Origin of the sequence: Acinetobacter tandoii DSM 14970 = CIP 107469 (genome assembly GCF_000400735.1) — a bacterium.
Taxonomy (GTDB): domain Bacteria; phylum Pseudomonadota; class Gammaproteobacteria; order Pseudomonadales; family Moraxellaceae; genus Acinetobacter; species Acinetobacter tandoii.
In genome coordinates, this window is sequence record NZ_KE007360.1 from 253,648 (window position 1) to 265,371 (window position 11,724).

Consider the following 11,724-nt stretch of genomic DNA (forward strand, 5'->3'; position numbering starts at 1 on the left):
TTAAACATAAATATGCGTCAACTGCAATTAGATATTGAACCTCAACTTGATGCCCGAATCAGTGATTTTTCTGGTCCGGGATGGGGGCATGTGATTGATGCAATTCGCCAGTTACATGCAGGTTTGATGAATCGCTTTTATGTTTATGGTGGTGCGGGTACAGGTAAAAGCCATTTACTTTCTGCGATTTGTGATTCTTATTTGGATGTGGGTAAATCGGCGATTAAAGTTTCATTATTAGAGCTACTGGATGCGCCTACAGAAGCAATTACTTCTTTAGAACGCTATGATTTGGTGGCACTTGATGATATCGAAGCGATTTGTGGTGTCCCGCATTGGCAAAAAGCAGTATTTCACCTGATCAATTATAATAATGAAGTTGGCGGACAACTGGTTTTTTCCTCTCGCTTTGCACCAATTGAATTGAAATTAGAATTGCCTGATTTGCAGTCTAGATTAACCCAAGCGGTCAGTGTCAAAGTTCCGACTGGCAGTTTATATGCAGATCGACAAATTTTAGTCAGTTCAGTGCTGGCTCGACGTGGCATTCATATTGATCAGCAAATTATTGATTATCTTCTGTTACATGGCCCACAGCAGGCTTCGATACTTTTACAAACTTTAGAGCAGTTAATTCAATTGCTTAAAGGCGAAAAGACTAAACTCAGTCATGCCACTTTAAGACAGATTTATGCCTTAATTGATGAATATCAGTAATAGATAAAAGCGCTTGAGTAATTTAAATAGCTATGAGAAAGTACTGATAAATTCGCATCGCAGGGATTTGCGAGCATAGAAAAATAATAGAAATGTAAGTTAAGGAGAACATGATGCTGCAAATCAGCATGAAGCCTCAGTATGTCCAAACCCATTCAAATCTTATCTTAGCTCAGAAAATATGCAGTGTAATCGTGCTGTAGTTGCTTTAATGCCCAAAGAATTTGGCAATTTAGTCAATTTTATTTGTATTGGCATCTTTTAGGCTGTACAGCAAAAGGACTGCAATCAGATTGCATTAAATTGTTTAGAAGATGCAATCTAGAAAAACAAGATAATTAAAAAATTAAGGAGAGATGTATGCTCAAGCAGAGCATTGGTGTGGGAATGTTATGTCTAGCGGGGCATGCTTATAGTGCAAATATTAGTGTCACCACCACTGAAGATGTTGTTAAGGATGATAAAGAATGTTCATTAAGAGAGGCCGTAAACTATATCAATAAAGATATGCCTAAAGAGGGATATTTTGGCTGTGGTGGGGAAGATGCAAGTCCTGTCATTTTATTAGAGAAGCAGAAAGTTTATAAACTCAATTCGCACTTAAACATTCAGCGTGAATTAACCATTAAAACCAATTATGAGGCTGATTTTAATGAGACGCCTGTTTTAGGTAAAAACAATGCTGTGCTACAAATGCAGGCGAAAGATAATATTTTACGCATTGATGATGGTTCACAAGAGAAGCTACTGAGTGTAGCTCTGTATGAAATCAGCCTACAAGGTTGTGGTCAGGTTCAATGTGCTCAACAAGGTGGACTGATTTATAACAATGAATATTTGCAATTAAGTTATGCAGGATTGTCAGGTGGATATGCTGCTCAAGGTGGGGCAATTTATAACGTTGGTAATTCTACGATAGAAAATACGACGGATAGTTTGGTTGTCATTCAGAATAGTTTGTTGGAGAAAAACTATGCCAATGAAGGTGCGGTTTTATTTACCCAACGTCCTGCATATAAAATTCTCAATAGTGTTATTCGAAATAATGAGACAGCAAATACTACATCGGCAGGCATTTATTCATCGTTATTATTCAATACCAATCAGTTGCCGACTTCTATATTAAATGTCGCCAATTTTATTAAGAACAGTACTTTTCTACAGAATAAAGGTTACTTGCTGAATTTACGTGATGGCATTGGCTTAAATAACCTGACCATGATTGGGAATGCCCAAGGTATTCAGTTTGTTGCTCCTCAGGGAAAAGCTTTTCTGGCAAACAGTATTTTGGTGGGGAATCCGTATCCGATTACCAATCAGCAGGATTGTAAATTTGAGTCTGGTGATCAGAGCATTTTACAAAATAATTTAGTTTCTGCGGTTTGTGGACAAGGGTCAGCAGAGTATCCGAATGACATTTTGACCCAAACGGCTTTAGTTGCAGGCAGTACAATTGAAGGAAAATGTAGCAGTGCAAATTTAGATCGACAAAGTTTGGTCTGTCCATTTAATCAGGGAACGAGTGATTTTTTAGGTTACTTTAAGCCACGTTTATTGGTGTCTTATCAAAACTTGAGTGATTCTTTAATCGTTAATAAAGGTAAACAATCTACAGATTCTGACACTGCACGGGTTGAATGTGAATCGAGTGATCAGCGTGGACAAGTACGTGATTCAAATAATGTCCTTTGTGACCGTGGTGCTATTGAGTTAGTGTTTCCAACAACAATCGCGTTAATCGGGGATGATATCAATTACGGTGAAGTTGCGAAAATGTCGGTTGCCGATTTACTGGGTGATGGCGAACTTTTGCCGAAAGATCAATGTGAAGCCTTATTAGGTGCGAATCCAGCGGGCGGTGCTTGGCAAGATGGATGTTTACAGGTCGTTCCAACAATTACTCAGCCTAAAGGGAATTTAACCATAGATGAGGAAGGAAACATTCAGTACAAGCCGAATGGGAACTGGCATGGTGCTGATATTTTCAAGATTCGCTTAGTCACGACAACTACACGATTCAATGATTCTAAAAACCCTTATTTAGAAATAAAAGTGCAAGTCTCTCAGGCACCAGCTGGACAAATGGAAAGCAGTAAAGTGAAAACTTCGGGCGGGAGTGCAGGGATATTTAGTTTATTCGGTTTATTGGGACTAATTGGGTTACGTCGTTACAAGAAATAGGCAAGGGAATTGACCGTGAAAAATTATAAAAAAGGTTTACTGACGTTAATGGTACTTTCTGCAATGTCATTGATGGCAGCAGAAGATACATTTATTCATGTCACTACGTTTGATGATGAAGATGGTGAGAATCTAAATCAATGTTCTTTACGCGAAGCCATAAAAACTGCCGCCGATAATAAAGCTTTTGGTGGATGTAATGCAGGTGATACACGTTTAGGGCAAAAAGATCGGATTCAGTTAAAAGAGGGCTCTTATAAACTGAAGCGTGAATTGGTCCCGCAATCCGTGATAGAGATTTATGGTGCCGAACCGCTTGATTATTCCAAGAAACATGTATTGACCAATACTTATCCTGCCACGACCGCGATTAAAACAACCATCAGTGGAGAAAATCAAACACGGATTCTGAATAGTTCTTTATCAAAATATGGGGTTTCATTTAAAAACTTAACGTTGGCGAATGCGGTAAGTACGGGATTGGGTGGAGCTATTTATGCTGGTGCAGACATTAATTTGTCTAATGTCGCAATTATGAACTCACGTGCAGCACAAGGTGGTGCAATTTACCTTGATGGCAACATCGCTTTGACTATCGATCATGGCTTAATACAAGGTAACCAAGCAGGACAGGGCAGCGTTCTAGCAATGACGTGCCTGAATAATTTGTTATTCACCAAGCCGACCATTACCATTCAAAACAGTAGCCTTGTGGCGAATGGTGCAGCGAATAATCAGAGTATGTTGGATATTTGTGGTGAAGCATCAATATTATTACAAACCAATACCATTGCTAAAAATCAGGCGAATAGCAGTACAGGGGCAATCATTAAAAATGTCTCTTCGAATGCCACGCAGGCTAATTTAAGTGAAAATAGCACGCTGACATTGCTCAGTAATACCATCGTTGAGAACAATGCGGCCAGTACACTACTTTACGATCAATTAGGGAGTAAAAATATTTCGTTTAATGTGTTGGCTTATAACTCGGGGCAGTCATGCCGTTATGCTTTGAATAACGGGAATGTGACCGATGCCAAGCTCAATATGAGTGCAATCAATAATGCTTTGCAATTGGCCGCTGTAACAGGGCAATGTAATCTGCCGAAGGTGGCTTATGAAAGTAATGTTTCTGGGACCAACACCAATATTGATGTCAGTAATATTTCGATGGCAACATTACTGACTACATATACAGAACCGAATGCCAATACTGAATATCTACCGCTGTATTATCCTAGAAATAATCAGACAGCAAATGATTTGGTCAATCTGGGTACCGTAGGATGTAGTGATGTTGATCAACGCGGATTTAGTCGCATTACGGATGCCACATTAATTCTCAATCCGAGTATGAAAAATACATGTGATATTGGTTCGGTTGAGCTGATGCGTCTAACTGCAGCAGATATTATTAATTTAAAAAATTTATCTTATTCACAGATGATCGCTGACTATCAGCGAGCGATTGATTTATATCAAAAACGAATTGATGATAAATCGACGGATGCAAAGTATTTAACACAATATCAAGCTGAATTGAGCGCTTTTAAGGATTTGAAGAGCAATACTGAAAAGTATGCCAAGTACCGTGCAATTTATATTGATCCATTTGCGCTAGCATTGCCAGATGAACAATGGGTCAATAACGAGTCTCAGGTTCAGGCATTGAATGCAGAAAATTATACGATTAATACCCAAGTTTTAGGTGTGGGGCATTATTCTGGTGAAGGCAGTAACTTCCAATTTATTGGTGATCAAGATCCGAAGTTAAAATGTGAATGGGTACCAGAACTTAAACGAATCATGTTTTATCGACTGGATGACAGTATTTCTACCATTGGTGAAAGTGCATTATGTATTTATCGTATTACCTCGAAAGCGGATACAACTAAAACCACTTCGGGTTTATTAAGCGCAAGTTTTACCAATATTGCTCCTATTGCAAAAGAGGATACTTACAGCTTGCAATATGGGTCTAGCCAGAAAATTTCCTTGCATCCACTTGAAAATGATTTTGATGATGATGGTCCCAAAGGCAGTATTGCTGGATTGAATAAAGCCGATTTTTATCGTAATGAAGCGGGTCAAGAATTGGCAATTCGATTGGATAGTTTACCCAGTGCTATGATGGTTGACCCGTCAGTTCCGCATGGACCATGTCCTGGAAGTGCCATGCGAGATACTTGTTATTCGAGCGACTTGGTGGTGCAGGTAAAAAATAATTACAGCCCATTCGACCAGATTTTGGAATATACCGTATTTGATGCGGAAGGCTTGGCTTCAAATCGAGCAAAAATTTATTTAAATAATACAGCTAAGAATACAGTCACCTCTGGCGGTGGCGGCGGTTCAATTGGATGGTGGAGTTTATTGGGTTTGTTGGGTTTAGGTTTGTATCGACACCATAGCCAGACAAAAAAGCGTTAAATTAAGTGTTGGTATTAACTTCATTGTGCAGTGATGAAGTTAATATTTAAGTGTTGAGTAGAATATAAAAAGCCAATCTTACTTATTGTAGATTGGCTTTTTATATATGATTATTTATTGCTGTTAAAGCGTTCTTAATGCTGTTCAATGGTATGGTGTAAGTATTTGTTCATATACTCTTCACGTATAGTAATACGTTCTTCGGGTGTCGCTTTTTGCATGCGCGCGCGCAAATCATTACGTTCTTGGCTACTCATTTGTTGCCAAGTTTCACGCATTTTTTGTTTTTCTTGTTCAGGTAATTGCGTAAACCAGTCCATACGTTGTTGTAAGCTATTGCTTTGTTCATCAGGAATTTCTTTAAGAGATTGATAGCGTTTAATCAATGCACGCTGTTCTTGTTCAGAAAGCGTTTCCCACGTTTCAGCCACTTGAGTATTGGCATCTTTAGAAAAAATCCAAAAACGTTCGAAACCTGCAAAACTTGTTTGCAAGAAACCGAGTGCACAAAAAGCAAAAGCTAACCGTCTAGCTGCCATGTGGAACCTTGTCCTCACCTAAAACCATTAACATTTCCAAATCTTCAACCATTTGTGGAGAAAGTTTTGGTGTTACTACAACTTGATTCTGTGGTTTTTCAGACATATCGAAAGAATTCGGTAAAACCACAATTCCTGCAATTGCTGCTGCTAGAGCAAACCCAGTCATTTTGAAATAGACAAAGCGTGATGATTTTTGTTGTTGGATATGATCCAGAACATGATTCATCACGACAGGTTTTGCCTTATGTTGCTGCGCAAGACCATCAAGTTTACAAGTGACTTGTTTTAAGAAATCATCCTGTTTCATTCAGATGACCCTCCCGAATATGGATTCAAATGCGATAATGCAGATCGCAAACCTTGAATCGCGCGATGATAATGTGTTTTTACACTGCCTTCACTACAGTTCATAATTTGAGCAGTCGTTTGCGTATCAAAACCTTCCCAAGCCCGAAGCATAAACGCTTGCTGTTGACGAACTGGTAGTTGGCGAATCGCAGCTTGAATTTCTTCAATCGTGACAGCCTGATCCAGAAACTCAAGTGGACTAGGGGTTGCTTCATCAATAACATCCTGAATTTCAAGATCATCTTCATCTAGACTCACCTTTTTGAAAAAGGAAAAAGGTTGAGAGCGACGAGCTTCTTTACGGCGCCAATCTTGCAGTTTGTTATTTAAAATGGTGTAAAACAGGGGATACCATTCTTCAGTCGACTTCTCTGAATAGGATTTATGCAAAGAAATAAAGGCTTCTTGGACTAAATCCATTGCGATTCCTTGTTGTCCTTGCGTTGCATTTTCCATCATCACGAGTGCACGTCCAGTCACGTCTTGCATAAAATTTTTCAGACGTTGTTCAGCCGTACTTTTTAAAGCACTTAAATTTTCAGGCTGAGACTGCTTTGGCGCTAAATCCATAGAAATGGAAAACCCTGTCATTGGATTATCACCATTATTTCCAATACATATCCTTAATAACGTTGGAAATAATGGTTTGGTTGACAATATCCGTTATTATTTTTTCAAGTGTAATCTATTTTTGAAATTGGGCGGGACAATTTAAAATAAAAAGTGTATTAGATACGTTGACGTACCATTTCAAATAAGCAAACAGAACCTGCAATAGCAACATTTAGTGATTCTTGCCCACCTGGTTGTGGAATTGCCACAGCTTGTGCATGTGCAAGCGCATAGTCTGAAGCACCTTGACCTTCATTGCCCATGATCCAGACGCATGCTCGCGTTAAATCTTGAGCATATAGACTGGTTGAGCGATGTGAACTGGTTACATAGACAGGAATTTTGAACTGTGGCAAAACTTGTTCCAGCTCGACATTTTCATAAATATCTAAAGAGAAGTGTGCCCCCATACCTGCACGGAGTACACGTGGTGACCAAAGTGAAGCCGTACCTTTAGTGGTAATAATTTGCTGAACGCCTGCTGCAGCTGCAGAACGGAGTAAAGTACCGACATTGCCTGGATCTTGGATACTTTCCAAAATCAAAGTATCTAAATTGTATTGCAATGCCTGAGAAGACGATGGCAAATCGATAATGGCAAGACAAGCAAGGGTAGTGCCTAAAGTACTTAAATCTTTGTATAAAGATTCACTTAAAATAAAAATTGAACCATGATAAAGACGTTGGATTTCTTCTAAGTCTGGGTGTTGTAGTGCGAGTTCCGTGGTAAAAATGGCATTGATTTTTTTTTGCTCTTGCAACCATGCCAAACACAAATGTGTACCTTCAAGCACGGTTTGACCTTGCTTTTTGCGATAGGTGTTTTGCTCAATTAAGCCACGTAAGTGTTTAATTTTTGGGTTGTCTTTCGATTCTAAAAAAATTATAGGCATGTTTGCTAGAGTCCACAGAAGTAGGCATAAAACCTACTTCTGTTTTTTAAATTAATTGTGGTATTGAGTTACTAGATCAACTTCATTTTTTGAACCAATAATTACAGGTACACGTTGGTGTAACTCTGTTGGTTCAATCTCAAGAATACGAACGCGACCAGTTGTAGAAGCACCACCTGCTTGTTCCATTAACATACTCATTGGGTTGGCTTCGTACATCAAACGTAAACGACCCGCTTTTTTCGGATCTTTAAGGTCATATGGGTACATGAAGATACCGCTACGGCAAAGAATACGATGAATATCACCGACCATACATGCAACCCAACGCATGTTAAAGTCTTTTTCACGCGGGCCAGTTTTCCCTGCAAGTAATTCATCAATATAACGTTTTACCGGTTGTTCCCAGTGACGTTGATTAGATGCATTGATTGCATATTCTTTGGTGTCTGCTGCCACCTGAATGCTGTCAGTAGTTAATAAGAACTGTTGAGACTCAGGGTCGAAAGTAAAGAAGACTACGCCTGCACCTACAGTTAATGCCATCATGGTTGATGGACCATAAAGTACATAGCCCGCAGCAACTTGATGGACACCTGCTTGCATGAAATCTGCTGATTGCGTCACGGCATTTTTAGCTGGAAGAATTGAGAAAATCGTACCAACACACATGTTGATATCGATGTTGCTTGAACCATCGAGTGGGTCAAATAACACCAAATATTCACCATTTTCTTGTGCAGGTGTGAATTCATCAAGTTCTTCTGACGCCAAACCACCGACATGTGGGTGAACTTTTAATGCATCAATTAAATAGTCATTTGAAATCACATCTAATTTTTTTTGTTCTTCACCTTGCACATTTTCATGCTGCGCACTGCCTAATACCCCAGCAAGTGCACCTTTTTGTAAAGCTTGGTCAATCGTTTTACACGTATTTGCAATAGTATCAATGACTTTTGCAAGTTCAGGTGTAAGATTCCCAGTTTGTTGTTCTAAGAATTGGGAAAGGGTGAGGTATGCCATGGCAGGAAAACTCCGAGTGAAAACCAATCAAATTGAGCAAAAAAAATTTAGATAGCTATTTTAGAGGAGAATGCCGCAAAAGAAAAATTAAACTCGATTATTTGGCTTGATTTTGCCCTTGCAACTTTTAGGGATAATGCTATGTTGATGTGAAGGATGAAGAAGAATTGAGGAGCAGCAGAATGACTACACAAAAGTTTGATGCCATGCCAACGCAAAATGAAGGCATTAGTTTAGATGATATTAGTCCTGAAAAGGTGAAAGAAGCTTGGAAAGAATATGAAGCCAAGCCTGAATACAAGAATTTCAATAAGCATGACCTCATTGAATCCATGCAGCATGAGCATGAAGAAGATGAGCAGAAACCTGCTTAATGCATAAAAAAAGCGCTTTAATTTTAAAGCGCTTTTTTTATGTCTGTAGACCTTGTTATTTTAATAAAGGTGGTACAGCTTCATAGTTCAATTCAACACGGCGGTTTTCTTTCCACGCATTTTCATCATGACCTGCATTGATTGGCATTTCTTTACCATAGCTGACTGCTTCTAATTGAGTCGGGTTTACACCATTCGTGATTAAAAAGCTTTCTACAGCTTTGGCACGACGCTCACCTAGTGCCATATTGTATTCACGCGTACCGCGTTCATCCGTGTGACCTGTTAATGCCACTTTAGAGTTTGCATTTGCCACGAGGAATTGTGCGTGCGCTTGCAATGTTTGATAGTCTTCATTTGAAAGATCGCTGCTGTCGTAGTCAAAATGCACTACGCGTTTTGCTAGAAAAGCTTTGTTTGCAGCCGTAACCCCTTTTGAAGATGCGCCTGCAAGATTTTGTGCATTTAATGCAGCATCTTCACTTAATCCTTCAGTGCTGACGGTTGTACCTGCTGAGTTTGGCGTTTGACCTGTTTGAATCTCGGCTGCAGGTTTACGGCTGGCACATCCAGTCATAATTAGGGCTGAAGCCAAAACAGGTAAAACTAATAGTTTAAGAGCGTTCATCTTCATCTCCATAAAGATTGATTTTTAAAAAATTATTTAGGTGCCCAAGCGGGTTCACGAACTTCACCTTGTTCACTTGGTAAATTCATACGGAAACGGCCATCGACCGACATAATTGAGAGTAAACCACGGTTGTCTTCGCGAGTGGCATACACCACCATTTGCCCATTTGGCGAGAAGCTTGGGGATTCGTCCAGACTGGTTGGGGTTAGAATATTGGTGATCCCCGTATTAATGTCTTGAATTGCAACTTTGTAGCTACTGCCACTTGGACGATGCACCAATGCCACTTTTTTACCATCGGCACTTAATGTACCTCGTGCGTTGAATGCACCACGGAAGGTAATACGCTTGCTACTGCCATCGGCAAAGCTATAACGGTAAATTTGTGGTGATCCACCACGGTCAGAGGTAAAAATAAATGACTTACCATCAGGTGCATAACGTGCTTCGGTATCAATTGCACTGTCATTGGTCATGCGTTGTAACTGGCGAGTATTTAAATCCATTTGGTAAATTTCAGGATTACCATGCATAGACGCAGTAAATAGCATCGATTTGCCATCTGGAGAGAAACTTGGTGCGCCATTTAAGCCACGGAAGCTTGCCAGTTTCTCACGTTGACCTGTGGCTAAATCTTGTACATAAATCGCAGGACGTTTGCTTTCAAACGACACATAAGCAATTTTTTGGGCATCCGGTGTCCACGCAGGAGACAAGATTGGATCACGCGAGGTGAGAATAGTTTTAGGCTGTTCACCATCTGTATCTGCAATTTGTAAGGTATAGCGCTGCTCAGGTGTTGCAGGATTACGGAGTACATAGGCAATACGTCCGCTAAAATCCCCTTGAATGCCAGTTAATGCTTGGTAAATGGCATCGCTGATCATATGAGCAGCTTGACGTACGCGTGAAGTGGGTACGGTCAATAATTCATTGAGTAGATATTGTTTTTTTTCAATATCATAAAGTTGATAATGAACCTCATAACTTCCCGCAGCATTTTGTTTAATTTCCCCTGTGACAACATAAGGAACGCCCGCGGACTGCCAAGCAGCAGCATTAGGATTATTCATGCTCGCGCTTGCAGGTAGGTTTTGTGATGCACTGCTAAATTTTCCTGAACGATTCAGGTCATTTTCAACAATAGAATAAATGGTTTGATCATTACTGAATGGAATAATCGCAATTTTAGGGGCTTGTTCTGGTGCTTTGGCAATTTCTAAATGAAGTTGTGCATGACTGGTTTGAACAAGTAGTGGCATAAGTGCCGTCATGATTGCTAAACCAAGTAGATGTTTACGCGTATTTTCCATCATTCGCTGCATACTCTGAAACGTCAGTCTTTGTGGGTTGTGTGAAATTGCTTAACATAATGGCATGAATTTGCATGATTTAAAGCATTACATTATGGCTAAACTGTTATAACACTGTGAAAATACTTAATCGCCATGCTTTTGGCATGGCGATTGTGATTATTGGGCAGTGAAAGATGAAGTAAATGTGCGCGCTTCACGCCGTGCATCAGGGTCTGAAGGCATTGGATAAGGTGCCGCTGCACGAACTGCGGCTTCGACACTGGCTTTCATATCTGGGTCGCTTGCATTGACGACAACGGATAAAACTGTACCACTTTCACTTAAGGTGACTCGGGCGCTGGCTTTCTGACCTGATGCGCTCGCTGGTGGATTCCACGCTCGCTTGACTTTGTTTTCAAAATCTCGTTTTGCTGTAGAGGCAATACGTTTTGCTTCAGCTTTTTTATTGGCAGCTTCTTCGGCAGCTTTCTTAGCCGCAGAGGCTTTAGCTTCTGCTTCGGCGCGTTCTTTTGCAGCAGCATCCGCCTGCGCTTTGGCTTTTGCAGTAGCATCCGCCTGAGCTTTGGCTTTTGCAGCGGCATCCGCTTGAGCTTTAGCTTTTGCAGCGGCATCCGCTTGTGCTTTGGCTTTTGCAGCGGCATCCGCTTGTGCTTT

Annotated in this window: 12 protein-coding genes; 4 read left to right on the forward strand and 8 right to left on the reverse strand. The window is 40.2% G+C overall.

Annotated features, from left to right (window positions below):
- Positions 1 to 12 precede the first annotated feature (12 nt).
- The 3 genes from hda to I593_RS02100 all read left to right on the forward strand — a co-directional run bounded on the left by hda (position 13) and on the right by I593_RS02100 (position 5,328).
- Complete coding sequence (gene hda, locus I593_RS02090) at positions 13 to 717, forward strand: DnaA regulatory inactivator Hda (protein ID WP_016165940.1); 705 nt, start codon at positions 13 to 15, stop codon at positions 715 to 717.
- A 360-nt stretch (positions 718 to 1,077) separates the two neighbouring features.
- Positions 1,078 to 2,898: a rhombotarget A gene (gene rbtA / locus I593_RS02095; RefSeq protein WP_016165941.1), complete on the forward strand. Its 1,821-nt coding sequence runs from the start codon at positions 1,078 to 1,080 to the stop codon at positions 2,896 to 2,898.
- 15 nt (positions 2,899 to 2,913) lie between these two features.
- Positions 2,914 to 5,328: a CSLREA domain-containing protein gene (locus I593_RS02100; RefSeq protein ID WP_016165942.1), complete on the forward strand. Its 2,415-nt coding sequence runs from the start codon at positions 2,914 to 2,916 to the stop codon at positions 5,326 to 5,328.
- Between the two features lie 134 nt (positions 5,329 to 5,462).
- Here I593_RS02100 and I593_RS02105 read toward each other — a convergent pair whose 3' ends face one another.
- From I593_RS02105 to I593_RS02125, 5 genes are all read right to left on the reverse strand, one after another.
- Entirely contained in the window at positions 5,463 to 5,867 is a 405-nt protein-coding gene (locus tag I593_RS02105) for a DUF3106 domain-containing protein (protein ID WP_016165943.1), read from the reverse strand.
- Positions 5,857 to 6,177, reverse strand: coding sequence for a hypothetical protein (locus tag I593_RS02110; protein WP_016165944.1), 321 nt, complete (start codon positions 6,175 to 6,177; stop codon positions 5,857 to 5,859). Before I593_RS02110 ends, I593_RS02105 begins: the two co-directional genes overlap by 11 nt.
- Positions 6,174 to 6,788, reverse strand: coding sequence for an RNA polymerase sigma factor (locus I593_RS02115; RefSeq protein ID WP_026441292.1), 615 nt, complete (start codon positions 6,786 to 6,788; stop codon positions 6,174 to 6,176). Before I593_RS02115 ends, I593_RS02110 begins: the two co-directional genes overlap by 4 nt.
- Before the next feature lie 158 nt (positions 6,789 to 6,946).
- Entirely contained in the window at positions 6,947 to 7,723 is a 777-nt protein-coding gene (locus I593_RS02120; protein WP_016165946.1) for a TrmH family RNA methyltransferase, read from the reverse strand.
- A 51-nt stretch (positions 7,724 to 7,774) separates the two neighbouring features.
- Positions 7,775 to 8,749 (reverse strand): class 1 fructose-bisphosphatase, encoded by a 975-nt coding sequence (locus tag I593_RS02125; RefSeq protein WP_016165947.1) that lies wholly within the window; start codon positions 8,747 to 8,749, stop codon positions 7,775 to 7,777.
- Between the two features lie 182 nt (positions 8,750 to 8,931).
- On the opposite strand from I593_RS02125, the gene I593_RS02130 reads away from it, so the two are divergent.
- Positions 8,932 to 9,123, forward strand: a complete 192-nt coding sequence (locus tag I593_RS02130; protein WP_016165948.1) for an NF038105 family protein — start codon at positions 8,932 to 8,934, stop codon at positions 9,121 to 9,123.
- 55 nt (positions 9,124 to 9,178) lie between these two features.
- On the opposite strand, the gene pal is transcribed toward I593_RS02130, so the two are convergent.
- The 3 genes from pal to tolA all read right to left on the reverse strand — a co-directional run.
- Entirely contained in the window at positions 9,179 to 9,751 is a 573-nt protein-coding gene (pal, locus tag I593_RS02135) for a peptidoglycan-associated lipoprotein Pal (RefSeq protein WP_016165949.1), read from the reverse strand.
- Positions 9,752 to 9,783: 32 nt separating this feature from the next.
- Positions 9,784 to 11,067, reverse strand: coding sequence for a Tol-Pal system beta propeller repeat protein TolB (gene tolB, locus I593_RS02140; RefSeq protein WP_026441291.1), 1,284 nt, complete (start codon positions 11,065 to 11,067; stop codon positions 9,784 to 9,786).
- Positions 11,068 to 11,226: 159 nt separating this feature from the next.
- Positions 11,227 to 11,724: cell envelope integrity protein TolA (gene tolA / locus I593_RS02145; protein WP_016165951.1), on the reverse strand; the 498-nt coding region annotated here is incomplete at its 5' end.